We start from the raw sequence: 15,973 nt of genomic DNA on the forward strand, positions 1-15,973 counted from the left end.
CGGCTTACTTAGCTGACTTGTAATAATCAACAAGCATCGTACCTAAAGTGCCGTTTTCATCAATAGTCACTATGCTGACTGTTCCTGATTGTGACGCTGTACTAGATTTAACTTGGCCTGCATTACCTAAGACGATCTGGTTTTTATTGGCAGCTGTGACTCCATTACCGATAGCAATGCTGTTCAAACCACCCGCAGCTGCAATATTACCAATTGCAATAGAAGATTCGCCTTTTGCAGCGGCCGCTTCACCGACTGCGGTTGCACGTACGCCAGTAGCTTTGGCTAAATGACCAAATGCTTGTGCGCGTTCAGCCGTGGCTTCTGATTGCCAACCGATAGAGGTTGAGCCTAGGCCCGCTGCATTGGCTTGACCACCAACGGCAGTGGCAGAGTTAAGGCCAGCATTGGCTTTATTACCGACAGCAACCGTATCGTTGGTTCCGCCAGCCATTGCGGCTTCACCGACTGCGGTCGCTCGTACGCCACTGGCATCGGCCAAGTGACCAAACGCTTGCGCGCGTTCAGCGGTTGCTTTTGATTGCCAGCCGATAGACGTTGAGCCTAGACCGGCTGCATTGGCTTGACCACCAACAGCTGTGGCGGAATTCATACCCGCTTTGGCTTGGTTACCGACCGCAACCGTATCATTGGTGCCGCCAGCGCTTGCTTGATTGCCGCAAGCGAGGGCGATTTTGACATTGCTAGTCGCACCTGAGATAGTCTTAGCATTTGCGTCATTGAGTTGACATTCAGCCGCTATTACAGCGGTAGTACCAAAAGAAGCGGTAGCCATGGCAAGTGCAAGCGTACTGATCTTTAGTGCTAAACGCGGTGAAAAATCCATTTGCATAATGTTGATCCTTTTATAAAAAGCGCTAAGGGTTTTGTTGAGCGCTAAGGGCTTTGTTGGACGCTAAGGGCTTTATTGTTAGTTTGATAAAAGTCATTCTTAGCTATTGGGGTTTACTCATACCTACTTATCAGTTCAGTAGATAGTTATAATCGGCTTACCAAGAAAAAGTCACCCCGCCGCGCGCGCCTACTTTACCAGTATCAGTACCATAGCCCGCGCCAGCTGAAATCGTCACATTGTCACTTGCTCGTCCAGCAAAAGAAGCGCTCACAGCAGTGCTGCTATTGTAATAACCCGTGCCAAATCCCATCGCGTATCTCTTGCCTGAAGGGATAACAGGGGTTTCCATCGATAGTGCCATCGCGATACCATCTTCTGCTTCATCTAAACGGTCTTCTTGACGATTGTATTGGCTGCGCAAATCATCAATTTGTCTGGTGTTATTGGCTGTCGCTGCGCCAAAATTCGCAACTTGAGCGTCAGTGTTTGCCAGTTGAACTCTAGTAGCCAGTGAGTCCACGGCAACGCTGGTGCCCAAAGTACCGTTTGCATCAGTAGTCACTATATTGGTGCCACCTGTCTGTGAGCCTGTACTGGCTTGGAGCTGGCCTGCGTTACCCAAAGCGATTTGATTGTCACCTGCCGCACTTGCGCCATTACCGATAGCGATACTGTTTGTACCGCTGGCAGTGGATTTATTGCCTAGCGCTACAGAGCCTGCGCCTTGTGCGGTAGCAGCTTCGCCGACTGCGGTTGAGCGCTCGCCAGTGGCTTTGGCTAAATGACCGAATGCTTGAGCGCGTTCAGCCGTGGCAGCTGATTGCCAGCCGATAGAGGTTGAGCCAAGACCAGCCGCGTTTGCTTGACCACCAACAGCCGTGGCTGAATTTAGACCTGCATTGGCTAGGTTACCGATGGCAACGGTATCGTTGGTGCCGCCAGCGACAGCTTCATTACCGAGAGAAACTGAACGCTCGCCTTGAGCAACTGCGGCTTCACCGACTGCGGTTGAGCGCTCGCCAGTTGCTGATGCCAGATGACCAAAGGCTTGAGCACGAACACCGCTTGCCGTTGATTGCCAACCAATGGCGGTCGCGCCTGCCTGAGTAGCTTGCGCTTGAGCGCCAATAGCTGTTGAAGATGTACCAGAAGCAGTGGTTTGACGTATACCACTTCTATCTCCGCCTATTGCAACGGCATCCAAACCTGAGGCTACTGATTGATTGCCGATAGCAATGGCATTGTTTGAGCTGGCATTAGCGTCTTCACCGACTGCGGTCGAGCGAACGCCAGAAGCACTGGCTAAATGACCGAATGCTTGAGCACGCTCGGCGGTAGCCGTTGCACGCCAACCGATAGCCGTAGCTCCTGCCGTTTCGCCTGTAGAAGTAAGACCGCCTGCGTTTAAGTCAGTGCCTGCTGCTACCGTTCCAGTGAAGGCTTCGCCGCCAATGGCTGTTGTAGAGTTGCCATTGGCCTGAGTTTTGTTACCGACAGCCACCGTATCGTTGGCCCCGCCAGCAAAAGCATCTTCACCAACTGCGGTAGATCGAATGCCAGAAGCACTGGCCAAATGACCGACTGCCGTAGCTCTTTCTGCGGTCGCTGTTGCGCGCCAACCAATGGCAGTAGCACCTGGCGTACCACCAGTAGAAGTAAGAGAGCCTGCGTTTAAGTTAGTGCCCGCAGCGACAGTTCCAGTGAACGCTTCACCGCCGACCGCAGTTGTAGAGTCGCCAGTTGCAATGGCAGCATTACCGATGGCTACAGTATCGTTAGCTCCGCCAGCGACAGCTGCATTGCCACAAGCAAGCGCAGTGGCGCCATTACTGGTTGCGCCTCCATTAGTGCCATCACTGAGTTGGCATTCAGCGGCCATGACGGTGGAAGTAGTGAAAGAAGCGGCGGCGATTGCAAGGGAGAGGGTACTGATCTTTAGTACTGTACGCGGTAATAATTCCATTTTCATTGTTTCTTATCCTTTTTAAAAGCGTTAGTGGCTTCGTAGCTGGTTTGGTTGGATGTAACAGAGGTCTTAGTGCGCTTGGTCTCAAGACACTTCGACTGTGAATAACCTAACGACCGTCTGGCAGAGTTGGTCACGTAACTAAAGGAGCTGTATTGGACTGGCCTAAACGCTGTCCTGCGATTAAAAAGCCAACCCAATGTGAAATATCAAAACGTAAGCAACTGGTATCATGGGATGGTTTTGTGTCAAAGTTGCCGCACCATCCGCAGTTGCTAGAATCTATATTCACTTCATTACTGTACACGGTTATATAACAAGATTCGACTATTAATCACCCATTATTTTTAACAAAACACCGTCAAATCAGGGAATAGAATATATTAATTTGTAAGTAAAAATTTCAACCCGAGATAAAATTAGAATATTAGCAGAGCGGTAACTGTCAGCTTAAAAGACTCATAAAAAACCAAATTTAAATAAATATCTCACATGCTACAAAAAATGAGTAGTAACCTATGGGCAATAAATTATGAGTGTATAAAGTGGATGAAATGAGTCTGATAAGCGCTACTTAACAACTTTATTTAGGAAAAAAGCCGAATAACGAAATTTTGCTGATGAAGTAACCCTGATGGTGCTTAAACTTGTTAAAATAGGGCACCAATTTCTCTATTGACGGACATCAATTTATGACCACTGCCGCTGCTACTCCTGCAATCAAAGAAGACCGCATCTTAATCCTCGATTTTGGCTCACAATATAGCCAGCTAATCGCCCGCCGTGTGCGCGACTCTGGTGTGTTTTGTGAGATGTTCCCTTATGATATCGACAGCCAGCGCATCATCGATTTTGGCGCAAAAGGCGTTATCTTATCGGGTGGCCCTGAAAGCGTACATGCAGAAAACAGTCCACGTATCAATGACGCCGTGTTTGACTTGGGCGTGCCAGTATTGGGCATCTGCTACGGTATGCAAGCGATGGCGGATCGTTTTGGTGGACAAGTGCATGCCAGCGACATTCATGAGTTTGGCGCAGCGACTATTGAGGTGACAGGTCATTCGCATTTGACCGAAGGCATCGAAGACAGCCGCACAGATGGACAGTCAGCCAAGCTCAATGTGTGGATGAGTCATGGCGATAAAGTGATTGAAGCGCCAGAAGGTTTTGACATCGTTGCCAGTACGCCAAGCTGTCCGATTGCGATTATGGCCAATGATGATAAGCAATATTATGGTCTACAATTCCACCCTGAAGTGACGCATACTTTGCAAGGTCAGGCGTTACTCAGTCGTTTCGTTCATCAGATATGCGAATGTGCTGGTGAGTGGACTCCAGACAACATCATCGATATGCGTGTGGCTCAGTTAAAAGAGCAAATCGGTGACAAGCAAGTATTACTCGGTCTGTCAGGCGGCGTTGATAGCTCAGTGGTCGCAGCAATTTTGCACAAAGCCATTGGCGATCAGCTGACTTGTGTATTCGTTGATAATGGTCTCTTACGTCTGCATGAAGGCGATCAGGTCATGCAAGTGTTTGCCGAAAACATGGGTGTTAAAGTCATCCGCGTCGATGCCGAAGATTTATTCTTGGATGCGCTGGCCGGTGAGTCGGACCCAGAGAAAAAACGCAAAATCATTGGCAAAACCTTTATCGACGTATTTGCCAATAGTGCGCGCGAAGTGAGCGAGCAAAGCGATGGCAAAGTCGTTGAGTTCTTGGCGCAAGGTACGATCTATCCTGACGTGATCGAATCAGCGAAGTCGCATCAAGGCAAAGCGCACGTCATCAAGAGCCATCATAATGTGGGCGGCTTGCCAGACGACTTGGCGTTTGAGTTGGTGGAACCACTACGTGATTTGTTTAAGGACGAAGTACGCAAATTGGGTATCACCTTAGGACTACCAGAAAAAATGATCTATCGTCATCCGTTCCCAGGTCCGGGTTTGGGCGTGCGTATCCTTGGCGAAGTCAAAAAAGAATACGCCGATATCCTGCGTTTGGCGGATGCTATCTTCATGCAAGAGCTTGAGCGTTCAGGCTGGTATGAAAAAACGGCGCAAGCGTTTGCTGTATTTCAGCCGATTAAATCGGTTGGTGTGGTCGGTGATGGTCGCCGCTATGCGTGGGTGATTGCGTTACGGGCGGTTGAGACTGTTGACTTTATGACGGCACGCTTTGCTCATCTGCCTTATGAGCTGATCGAAACCGTATCAAACCGCATCATGAATGAGATTAAAGACGTCTCACGCGTGACGTATGATGTGTCGAGCAAGCCGCCTGCGACGATTGAGTGGGAATAATTATCTTGTAAGATCTTGCTTGTTGTGAATAAAAGAGCCCACGTGAATGTGGGCTTTTTTTATATCTGGGAAAGTTACTAATGATGAGAAGTTGATGACAAAAAGAAATACCTCAACGCTCAATATAAAGGTAAGAACAGTTATTTTTCCAAAATCATATCAATATGCGGAATGTCATCTTCTAAATACATATCTGAAGTTCTGACAAATCCATGGCGCTCGTAAAATGCTGCTAAATACTCTTGAGCACCAATCTCAATAGATTCGTTAGGCCACAAAGATTCACAGGTTTTCAATGATTCCTCTAACAGTCGATGACCAATGCCGCCACCTCGATGATCTACTGAAATCGCCACTCGGCCAATACTGACTGATGGATAACTCACGCCTTTCGGTAATAGGCGGGTACAGGCGACAAACTTGTCACCTTTATATCCTAACAAGTGATAAACGTCTTTTTGATGATCTTTACCATCCAATTCAGGATAAGGACATTTTTGTTCAACCACAAACACATCAACTCTGAGTTTCAAGAGTTCATACAACTGGATTGTCGTTAATTCAACAAAAGATTTGAGCTGCCAAGTTATCATGGTGTTTCCGTCTGACTATTAATAATTATGAAGAATATTGCTACTGTAGCAGGGTTGGCTGATTGGGTAATTAATCATTATTCAATTAGATGAGGTTCTCGGGTTGAGTAAAGCCATTTTTTCGTCGATGTTGTCAAAAGTATCGAGCCTAGTGTGTGCTATCTAAATAGAGCTGCGTCATTATCGTTGTTAAAGCTTCATTAAATGGCGGTATTTCTTATAGCGTCATCAAACGTGGGCCTGCGCCTTTTTTACCCAATTCATCGTAAGGATTTAGTAACTTACAGCGCTCAAGCGATAGGCAGCCGTAGCCAATGCAATCGGTCATCATGTTTTTTAATTCAGTCAACTGCGCAATCTTGCGATCAAGCTCATCTTGCCATCTGATGCCAAGTGCTTCCCAATCTTCAAGCGTGATGCGGGTATGGTTGGGCAGCACTTGTAGCTCTAATAAAATCTCCTCGAGTGAAAACCCTGTCCGCTGCGCCACTTGGATTATAGAGACGATGCGAATCACCTGTTTTGGGTATTGTCTGTGGTTTGAGGTATTTCTTTGGCTTTTTATCAGCCCTTTTCTCTCATAAAAATGTAGCGCAGACACCGATACGCCTGTTCTTTCACTGAGTACACCGACCGATATCCATTCGGGTATCAACTTTTTTTTCATTTTTTGCTTGACCTCAACTTAGGTTTAGGTAGCAGAATAGCGGCAAATCAACAGGAACTCAAGCCATGCTACCCACAAAACAAGCAATCAAAGATGAGCGGTGTCTGTGAAAATTAACCTACTGGCACCAAGCGCCCTCTGCCTGCTTTTGCTCTCCACCTTAACGGTCATGTCCAATGCTACGATTGCACCCGCTTTACCGGGTTTGGCGCGTGAGTTTGTGGGTACGCCATCCGCTGATCTGTTGGTCAAGATGCTACTACCAATACCCGCGCTGTTTGTGGTTATTTTTGCGCCTATATTGGGATGGACGGCAGATAAATTTGGCCGGCGCAAGCAGTTGCTTCTCTCAACCGCTGTATTCGCGTTATCAGGTGCAGCAGGAGCACTGCTCTCAAGTTTAGAGGCCATCATTATTAGTCGTGCGATTTTGGGTATTTGCGTCGCGGGACTGATGACCGCCGTTACTGCACTCATCACCGATTATTTTTCTGGTGCACAAAGAAGTCAGTTTATGGGATTTCAGCAGTCGTTCTCTAATATCGGTGGCATCGTATTCATCGTTACCGCAGGGTATTTGGCCAATATCAGCGCGCGGTTGCCGTTTTTTATTTACGCTGCCGCTCTTTTATTGGTGCCATTGGTGTTTGTTGCCATTAAAGACACACCCCTTACTAGCCATGAGCATGAGCCGCAACAAGTCAATAGTCTGGTAAATACTAAAACGCAAACCAATTGGAAATGGCCACTGATTGGCTGCGCACTTGTTCTTTTTTGTCATTTGGTCATCTTCTATATCTTACCGACTCAGATACCGTTTTTTATGGTAGATATCGGGATCTCTGATCCAAGTAAATCAGGTTTAGCCATGGGGGCGGGCACGCTTGCTGCTGCGATAGCAGGGATCAGCTTTGGCAAACTTGTGAATAAAATCCAAAACTATGGCGTGGCACTCGTCGGGTTTCTGGCGATGGGTGCTGGCATGGTGGTATTGTCACAGGCCGCGACATTTGGTGGCGTGATTGTTGGCTGCGCCTTGATGGGTGTCTGTATGGGCCTAGTAATGCCCAACTTTATGGTCACTGGCCTTGCACTAGTCCCAAGCGATAAACGTGGACTGGCGTCGGGCGTACTGACGAGCAGCATTTTTATCGGGCAATTTGTATCGCCATTGATATCGTCCGCGCTTATCTCAATATTGGCTTATAGTCATTTTTATCTGCTAACAGCAGGGTTTACTGTCGTCTTGGCACTCGCAAGCGCAGCAATGTTAAGAGCGCAAACGGTATGATATCGTCTACATACATAAAATTGATAGACCTTACGCCTCTGTTTGAAGCTGTAATACGCCTCATCTCACATAATGAATTTTGCTCCATAATTTAACCGTTCACAGATCACAAGGACTTTAAAATGAAAGTAACTGCCTTTGGTACCAGCAATAGTATCAATTCAATCAATAAAAAACTGGCACTTTATGCCGCTCAGCAAATCAGTGATGCTGATATCACATTGCTCGACATCCACGATTTTGAGATGCCAATCTTTAGCGAAGCGCGCGAAAACGAAACAGGTATCCCTTCGCTTGCTCATGATTTTTATCAGGCTATCAATGAAGCGGATGCCATCGTCATCTCATTTGCTGAGTACAACGGCTCTTATACCTCTGCCTACAAAAACCTATTTGACTGGACATCACGCATAGACATGAAAGTCTTCCAAAATAAACCCGTTATTATGCTGTCTACCTCACCCGGCCCAGGCGGCGCGCAAAGCGTATTGGCCGCTGCCCAAGGTTCAGCGCCTTACTTTGCAGCCGATGTAAAAGGCGCGTTGTCATTACCTAATTTCTTTGATAATTTTGATTCAGAAGCGGGTGTCGTCACAGATGAGACGTTTAATCAAAAGTTAAATGAGATCATCAGTACGCTTTAAGTCTTAGTGCAACTGTAAAAGATTATTAAAAAACACTTAACTTGGTTGGGTGTTTTTTTTGCTTAAAATAAATAAGATATTAATAGGTTCTCTTTTTTATTGAACATTTGTTTTAATTACTTATAATATGGCCATGTTTAATTAACCGACTTTAATTTACTAAAAATATTAAAGATAACACTAAAATTATCATGATTAATAATAATAAGGGATACAATGCAGTGTACTAATTGCGGTCAAGAAAACTCACGCGACGCTCTGATTTGTTCAAACTGTGACCAACGCCTTGCTAATACTCAAGCACAAACGCCGCCGCCATTAACGCCCATCAATATCTCAAAAGAAGCGCAAAACGTACAACATGGATCACCTGCTGACTCTGATACCGCAGATACGTTATTGGCAACTTTTGTCGGTGAAAAGTATGACAGTTATTATCGTGAGAAATGGTTTGAGAATAGTCAGCCACGTTTAACATTAGATAAAAAAGACACGCCGCGCCCAAAATTCAATCTAGCTGGGGTTTTATTGGGCATATCTTGGCTCTCTTATCGGAAAATGTATAAAATTGCGTTTTTTGTGATGCTTGGTATATCGCTCTTAGATACAGTGTTGATGTATGTACTCGGTGAGCAGACATACAATGTATTGAGCAACTCACTCTTTCTCGGTGTAGGAATTGTCATTACAGGTCTTTTTGGTAATTACTTTTATCTTAATCACAGTATTCAACGTATCAAAAAGATAACGTCGTCCAACTGCGACTCAAATATAGTAAGAGAAAGACTCGCTAAAGCGGGTGGTACATCGTGGCTGGGTGCTATCGGTTTTACGATATTGCTTGTTACGATGTCAGTATTAATAAGTTATTTTTTGGGTCCTGATTGGTATTGGGTAGAGTGATAGGTTTGAGCTTGTGATTAAATGATAGATAGCTAAAAAACACTCAACTTGGTTGGGTGTTTTTTTTGGTTAACTTCTAGATATATTATTGATCAATATTAGCTTCAATAATATTAACTTTACGTACTAATTCGTTATTAAACTCTAAATACTCTAAAGAGTAATGTGCCTTGCGATGGCAAGTAGGACATAGTGCAATTACATTTTGAGGTTGATCAGCACCGCCGTCCGCTATTCTCGTTAAATGATGAACTTCAAGATATGGGCCTGACTTAGTTTGAAACGGAGCTTTTCCACTACATCCTTCACATATACCATTTGCTCTTTTCTTTGCATACAATTTGATTGCATTGCTACGATTTCGAATAGACAAAAGCTTTTCTTCGATACTTGCTTGGATAGGTGTTGAACTTAGAGCTATATCTCGTAACTGTTGTAAAGAATCACGTTTAGTTGGCCCAGCTATATAAATTGCTTTGGGTTCTTCAACTACATTAGTTTTTATTATTTGAGTTGTAAGAATAGTTTGAGTATTAATTATATCTAAATGAAAGATAATAGCATTACGAGCTTTACCGTTTCTGTCAGGTCGCTCTTCGATATGGTGAGAGAGATAATTACACTTGCCTAAAAATCGTACAAAGCTTTTTGACGTTGATTCAAAGAGTAGGATTTCTTTGTTATTTTTTTGATGATCATGTATGGCTAAATTGCCCTTGGTCATTCTCATATCGTTTTCTTGACCTTCACCAGTGTATTGGAAAGTGCCGTTAGGACTGAATTTATCGACATAACCGTATTTTTCACCAGCATTACTTGTGAAAATAAATATATATGGATATTTGATGGGTGTTGATATACCACCATATTGTTGCCCTTTATATATATCGTGAATTTCAGAACGACGATTGTAGATTTGTCCTATTTTAAACAATGAAAACCCCCTATTTTTGAAGTTGTACTAACCTTTAATAGACTATACACGGATATCAGATTCTAACTTTATCATTTCACAATAGCTTCTGGTCCAAAAAAAGCAGCACCCCAAAAGGAATGCTGCCTTTACTTACCAACATCAACTGTTCTAAACTTAACCTTTCACATTCACCACATAACGACCCACAACCTTATTGGCAATGAAGCGCTCTAGGTATTCTGGCGTCTGCTCCAAGGTAATCTCTTCACAGTATTGCTCAATATCAGGCAGCTTCATATCGGTTGCGACACGTGCCCAAATTTCCTGCTTTTCAGACAAAGGTATCGTCACAGAATCGATGCCCAGTAAAGAGATGCCGCGAATGATAAACGGCAGCACGGTCATGTCAAGCTCTGTTGATGAGGCTAAGCCGCAAGCAGATACCGCGCCGCCCGACTTGGTTTGTTTGAGTAAGTTTGCCAAATAATCACCGCCCAAGGTATCAATGGCGTTTGCCCATAATTCGCGACCGACAGGTTTTTTACCCACCTCATTAATCGTATCGCGATGACGCACTTCGCTTGCGCCCAAGTTTTTTAAATGCTCGCTTTGTTCTGGTTTGCCAGAGAAGGCAATGATCTCGTAGCCCAACTGTTTCAAAATCGCGATGCTGATACTGCCTACGCCGCCTGTTGCGCCAGTAACCGCGACTGGGCCATCGCTGGGTTTTGCGCCTATTTTTTCTAATTTTTGAATACAAAGTGCTGCGGTTAAGCCACCCGTGCCGTAGCACATGGCTTCTTTTAAGGTCAAGGACGGTGGGCAGGGTAGCGCCCACTCTACTGGAATTGAAATCCTTTGACCCAAACCGCCCGGCGTCTCCATACCCAAATCATAGCCGAATACCAGTACCTGTTGTCCTTTTTTAAAAGTGCCCGATTTGTCGCTGACCACGATTCCGGCAGCATCAATACCGGGCGTATGCGGATAGTTTTTGGTAATCATCTTATTACCCGATGCCGACATCGCATCTTTATAGTTGAGTGATGAATAATGCACTTCGATGAGCAAATCGTTGTCAGGTAAATCACTGATGCTGCGTTCTTGAATGCTTTTGTTAAAGTTGCCGTCACTGGTCTCTTCGACGACCAAGGCTTTAAAAGTGGTATTGTTAGACGTTGTATTATTAGACATGGTTGTATCCTTATTTATGGTTAATATTAATACTTATAATCCGTTCAAAAAAAAAGAGTAAAACAAAAAAGCGTTATACGGGTATAAATTATCCTCGCTTGCTGCGGCTTTGCCGACAGAGGCATCAAAAAATTCACTCCAGCAGCGCGGCACTCTTTTTAAATTGAATGGGCTGCCTCATTAGCGGCTTACCGTTACCATTAAAACAAAAAAAGCCCACGATATCGTGGGCTTTTGTATGTGTTTTGACGATATTGGTTTTAGCAATCGTGTCCAGGGTAGCCAATCATTAAGGCTTTAATAGCACCTTACCATTTTTACTTGACTGCAAATCACCATCGACCGCTTTTTTGATATCTGCCAAATCAAATGTCGCTTCCACAGGCAGTTTTAGGTTGCCAGCAGTGGCGCGTTCGATCAGCTCATCGATCAAGCGTTGTTTGTTTTCAACGCTCATTTCTTGACTGATTTTACTGCCCCAGAAACCTTTAATGGTCACTTGTTTAAAGATGATATTGGTAGGGTCTAGCGCCATTGGCTTGCCTGACATGATACCGAACGAGGCAAAAGTGCCACCGTGACCCAGTAGTGACAATAAGTCGTTACTTGACTCGCCACCAACAGAATCAACTGCCGCGCTGATCTTGTCATCGCCAATCAGTTTACGGACTTGGTCTTTCCAGTCGTCATCTGAGGTGTTGATGTTGTTTTTAATATCGAGTGCGTCTAGCTCTTCTACCGCATCAGCACTACGGACAAGGTTGATGGTTTTGATACCGCGAGCTGCTGCCAGCATGGCAAGAGATTTGCCAACTGCGCCATTGGCTGCGTTATGAATGACCCATTGCCCGTTTTTTAGCTCTAAAAACTCAATCAGCATCAAGGCACTCAGCGGCATAGCGATAAGCTGCGCGGCGATTGAATCTTCTAAGCTATCAGGCACCGTAAACACCATGTCTTTTGAGGCGACAAAATACTCGGCCCAAGTCGCTTGTACACTGGCCGCCGCGACGCGTTGACCCACTTTTAAGTCTTTCACATCATCGCCAATGGCATCGATAACGCCAACCGCTTCGCTACCAGCAATGGCTGGCAACTCTGGCTTAAAGCCGTATTGACCACGAATGGTCAGCAGATCATGATTATGAATAGAGGCCAGTACCGTTTTGACGCGTACTTCGTCCGCTTTTGGCTCTGGGATAGGGGTGTCGCCGAGGCTAAGTACTTCAGCGGGTTTACCAAAGGTATTATAAGTTGCGCTGCGCATGACAGTTTCCTTTATTTATTTTTGTTTGAGTAATCGTACTTTGCTAAGCCGATTATTGAGGATAAACGCGCCACATTATGTCAGGACAAATTATATAAAGACAAATTGTATAAAGGCCAATTATATAAAGGCAAAGGCGCGAAATCTGTTCACCACAGTAACAAGTCCGCCTTGCCGTTATCAGTAATCATTTGGTTAAGTAACGTTGTCAGTTGCTCACAGGCGCACAGTAGCACTCGTTTAGTCTACTGACTGACCAGTTCTCTTACCCAGATTTTTTGGATCAATCACTTCAAATTGCTCATTGACCAAATTTGCTAGCAGTGGCTCACCTTTGTCATTGACGCGGAACTGTCCGTATTCCGCTGCTTCAAACGCCTCGCTATGACCTTCTTGAAAGAAAAAGGCATTGGTCGCAAGCTTTACCGAGCCATGACGCAGACGATAGTGAATTGCCTTTTGATTAGCAGCTAAATCATTGGGCTTATAATCGTCAGACAAACGCACAAAGTGCCCAACGTTATGGTTGTCCAATGCCACTATCACGTATCCATCAGTCGCTTTATCACGCGTACGGTTTTTTTCTAGCGTGTCCAAAATCTCATTTTCTAACGCATAGCTGAGCGTCATGTAATCGCCTTGCATAAACCCGCGTGGATCAACAGGGGCGAGTTCTAACAAGACCGTTTCACCGCTGGCAAGATGCGTCTCATGTGTCATTACTTTGAAGTTGATAAAGATCAAAACAGTGAGTAAGCCAAGTACAGCAATAGCGATGGCCACAGTGCGTCTTTGTGTCCAATGAGTAGATGAGGTTGCCTTACTCAAGCGCTTAGTCAAAATATTATTTTTCATAATAAACGCTCCTGACTATCACTCGCACGATCAGTAAGACTCTCTGCAAAATACCGTTTAATAAGTAAAAAGCGCACAAGCAATAGCACCATACCGACGATGAGCATGGAAGCAGATTTGATCAATAATGAGGTATCGAGTTGATAGTAGTACCAAAACACGTAGCAAACCAAAGCAAAAATACCGATGCCAAGTAAGGTGCGCTGACCATTGGCCATGGCAATCACGATGATCAAACTGGTGGCCAGTAAGCCTGAGACATAAATCGAGATAAAACCAATTATTGCGATAGCGCCACCAATAATCAACCCTACCGCGGATTGCCATTTAATATGGTAACGCTTCAAAATCAGATAAGCGGCGTAGAGGCTGGCAAGCGTGAGCAGCCCTTGCGCCAGATAATAATTATAGTTAAAAGGCTCGCCATCACTATCAAAACCACGACCATATTCAGCAGCGATAAAGTAGACAGACACACATAGCAGCATGAGCGCGCTGGCATAACCAACGGCTTTTATAATCTCTAAACTGCCTGCCCGCCACTTGGTAGGCACACGCTGCAATAATTTATAACGCTGTAAATGACTGACAACCGCAACCAGTGCCAATAAACCCAAACTGATCTCAGGCAAATAATAATAATTGAGTAAATAGACCACGCAGCCAAATGTCACTACGCTACTGAGTAAGCGGTACATAAAGCTTGGAACGATAAGCGTTAAGGCGCTTTGCAGCAATAAAAATATCCACACACTAAAAGGCGTTGCAATACCGCTTTCGCTCAAGGCGTATATGACGTATGACTGACCCGCAACGCTAATCATCAAGGCTAGGCTGTTTAAAAACACATTATCGCGGCGACGCTCATACTTAAATAAGAGAAATCCACTCACGTTTAATAACAGGCCAATGATGCCTATTGCCACTGCGCTATCAAGCGCACCTGTACTGTCTAATATAAAGGTCAAAAAGCCAATAAAAAATAGGCTGGCTAACAGGCCACTGAAGCCAAAAAACAGCTGTAGAAACCAAGGTGTGTCCTCTTGCGAATCACCATTGGCTAGGTCTGTTTGTCCACTTTTATCAATCGCATTCGCGTTTGTCTCAATCAATCCCAGCTCTTGAAGCGCTATCAATGCTTGTTTATTTTTACTCATGATTAGCGCCTCCCTGAACCGCATTGGTTTTTGCTTTACTATCCAAGTGGGCAACTTTGCGCAGCCAGACGACTGCGGCTGAACTTATACCAATCAGTAGCAGTGCCAATACTAAAAAGCCACCTTCATCAAACATGTCCAATAACCATCTACTTGCCCAAAATATCACCACAGTAATGAGAGAAAATGCCAGATAAGTGAGCATCAACAGATCAATACGTCGCTGGTAAAATTGCCAAAGCATAAAACCACACCAGCTGAGCCACAAGATAAGTGAAATAAGGGTTGCTGAAATAGGACGATCACCCCAAACGGTGATAAGGGCAAGGTACGTGGTGAAGCAGGTGCTGGCTAGACCGACGACATATGTACTCCAGTGCAAGCTGGATTTTGCTTGTATATCTCTTATGCCATGAGCAGTGTCATTTTTATGAGTAGGCGTATTAGAAAAATTACCAGAAAGGATGGCGCGGTTATGCTCAAAGCTGATGAGCCAACCGTACAGCGCGATAAGGTTCACCAAGGTTAAAATCGTAACTTGAAATATATCTTGAAAGCCATCTACGATAAACGCCAAACCTGCGATATCAAAATACACTAACAAGCAGGCGTTAATCAGACCGAGCCACAATAACCACAGCGCAGGAAAACGCGCGATGACGACCCACGGTGTGATAAGCAACGCCCACATAAAAAATAACTGCCACGTGTCTGCGCCCGTCTGATAAACCTGCCCAAATAATGCCAGCAAGCTACCAGTAATGATGCTCGCGATAAGCAATAATAACTGGCGAATAAGCTGAAATCGTCGTTTAAAACACAGACCAACATAGCAGGCGATGGTCACGACTAACGCGCCTTCGACCAGCGCAAACTTGCCCATTTTGCCAAGGTTTTGCCAGTTATAAGCCACAAAAAAGACCAACGACAAGACTAGTGCGATCGCCCCAATAATCAGCAGCACTTTATCAAAAAACGTCAGCCATGTCCGCCTACTGGGGTAGACGCCAAGATGACTTGCCGCTGCATCGGCGTGTTTGAATGGGAGAACACCGTTTTTTAGCAGATGCTCAATAGTGCGCTGTGGGTGAGTCATAGCACGCTCTCATTTAAAACAGTTTGAAGACTATCTTATCTGTTTTTATGAGGCAGTGATATCTATTATCGATTGTCTTATGTACGTTTCATAAAACTCAATACAACTGAGCAAATGTTGTTGGATTAAATAGGCGCAGATATAAGCGTTCAGCCAAGTAGCTAAAAAAATATATTTCGCCATAAAATGCCTTTACCATGATTTTATGTAAGTTTTATGAAATAAAAGAAAGGGAAAATAAGACAATAAGACTATTTTAATATAG

Annotated in this window: 14 protein-coding genes; 4 read left to right on the top strand and 10 right to left on the bottom strand. The window is 44.7% G+C overall.

The genetic code is table 11. The features are described from left to right. Nucleotides 1–4: 4 nt before the first annotated feature. Both ACT3TH_RS11025 and ACT3TH_RS11030 read right to left on the bottom strand, forming a co-directional pair. Complete coding sequence (locus ACT3TH_RS11025) at nt 5–853, bottom strand: hypothetical protein (RefSeq protein WP_444755874.1); 849 nt, start codon at nt 851–853, stop codon at nt 5–7. A gap of 157 nt (nt 854–1,010) precedes the next feature. Then, complete coding sequence (locus ACT3TH_RS11030) at nt 1,011–2,825, bottom strand: YadA-like family protein (RefSeq protein ID WP_444755875.1); 1,815 nt, start codon at nt 2,823–2,825, stop codon at nt 1,011–1,013. A 689-nt stretch (nt 2,826–3,514) separates the two neighbouring features. Between ACT3TH_RS11030 and guaA the strand changes: the two genes are divergently transcribed. Continuing rightward, a complete protein-coding gene (gene guaA / locus ACT3TH_RS11035) occupies nt 3,515–5,125 on the top strand; it encodes a glutamine-hydrolyzing GMP synthase (protein WP_444755876.1) in 1,611 nt (536 codons plus the stop codon). Nucleotides 5,126–5,265: 140 nt separating this feature from the next. On the opposite strand, the gene ACT3TH_RS11040 is transcribed toward guaA, so the two are convergent. Together ACT3TH_RS11040 and soxR are read right to left on the bottom strand one after the other, a co-directional pair. Then, on the bottom strand, nt 5,266–5,718 hold the full coding sequence (locus ACT3TH_RS11040) for a GNAT family N-acetyltransferase (RefSeq protein WP_444755877.1): 453 nt from the start codon (nt 5,716–5,718) through the stop codon (nt 5,266–5,268). Between the two features lie 217 nt (nt 5,719–5,935). Further along, nucleotides 5,936–6,385: a redox-sensitive transcriptional activator SoxR gene (gene soxR, locus ACT3TH_RS11045; protein ID WP_444755878.1), complete on the bottom strand. Its 450-nt coding sequence runs from the start codon at nt 6,383–6,385 to the stop codon at nt 5,936–5,938. 100 nt (nt 6,386–6,485) lie between these two features. On the opposite strand from soxR, the gene ACT3TH_RS11050 reads away from it, so the two are divergent. From ACT3TH_RS11050 to ACT3TH_RS11060, 3 genes are all read left to right on the top strand, one after another. Next, the gene (locus ACT3TH_RS11050; protein ID WP_444755879.1) at nt 6,486–7,676 is read left to right on the top strand and encodes an MFS transporter; all 1,191 of its coding nucleotides are present in this window, start codon (nt 6,486–6,488) and stop codon (nt 7,674–7,676) included. Between the two features lie 122 nt (nt 7,677–7,798). After that, nucleotides 7,799–8,320, top strand: a complete 522-nt coding sequence (locus ACT3TH_RS11055) for an NADPH-dependent FMN reductase (protein ID WP_444755880.1) — start codon at nt 7,799–7,801, stop codon at nt 8,318–8,320. Nucleotides 8,321–8,536: 216 nt separating this feature from the next. Continuing rightward, nucleotides 8,537–9,223 carry a DUF2628 domain-containing protein gene (locus ACT3TH_RS11060; RefSeq protein WP_444755881.1) on the top strand — a complete coding sequence of 229 codons (687 nt, stop codon included), beginning with the start codon at nt 8,537–8,539 and terminating at the stop codon, nt 9,221–9,223. Nucleotides 9,224–9,308: 85 nt separating this feature from the next. On the opposite strand, the gene ACT3TH_RS11065 is transcribed toward ACT3TH_RS11060, so the two are convergent. From ACT3TH_RS11065 to ACT3TH_RS11090, 6 genes are all read right to left on the bottom strand, one after another. Continuing rightward, the gene (locus tag ACT3TH_RS11065) at nt 9,309–10,157 is read right to left on the bottom strand and encodes an HNH endonuclease (RefSeq protein ID WP_444755882.1); all 849 of its coding nucleotides are present in this window, start codon (nt 10,155–10,157) and stop codon (nt 9,309–9,311) included. A gap of 156 nt (nt 10,158–10,313) precedes the next feature. Continuing rightward, complete coding sequence (locus ACT3TH_RS11070) at nt 10,314–11,333, bottom strand: oxidoreductase (protein WP_444755883.1); 1,020 nt, start codon at nt 11,331–11,333, stop codon at nt 10,314–10,316. Nucleotides 11,334–11,622: 289 nt separating this feature from the next. Then, nucleotides 11,623–12,600 (bottom strand): zinc-binding dehydrogenase, encoded by a 978-nt coding sequence (locus ACT3TH_RS11075; protein WP_444755884.1) that lies wholly within the window; start codon nt 12,598–12,600, stop codon nt 11,623–11,625. 240 nt (nt 12,601–12,840) lie between these two features. After that, complete coding sequence (locus tag ACT3TH_RS11080; protein ID WP_444755885.1) at nt 12,841–13,455, bottom strand: GDYXXLXY domain-containing protein; 615 nt, start codon at nt 13,453–13,455, stop codon at nt 12,841–12,843. Continuing rightward, nucleotides 13,452–14,612 (bottom strand): DUF4401 domain-containing protein, encoded by a 1,161-nt coding sequence (locus ACT3TH_RS11085; RefSeq protein WP_444755886.1) that lies wholly within the window; start codon nt 14,610–14,612, stop codon nt 13,452–13,454. The genes ACT3TH_RS11080 and ACT3TH_RS11085 overlap by 4 nt, the downstream gene beginning before the upstream one ends. Continuing rightward, nucleotides 14,605–15,708, bottom strand: a complete 1,104-nt coding sequence (locus ACT3TH_RS11090; protein ID WP_444755887.1) for a DUF2157 domain-containing protein — start codon at nt 15,706–15,708, stop codon at nt 14,605–14,607. The genes ACT3TH_RS11085 and ACT3TH_RS11090 overlap by 8 nt, the downstream gene beginning before the upstream one ends. Between the last annotated feature and the right edge of the window lie 265 nt (nt 15,709–15,973).

Origin of the sequence: Psychrobacter sp. AOP22-C1-C5, from assembly GCF_052378885.1 — a bacterium.
Lineage (GTDB): Bacteria > Pseudomonadota > Gammaproteobacteria > Pseudomonadales > Moraxellaceae > Psychrobacter.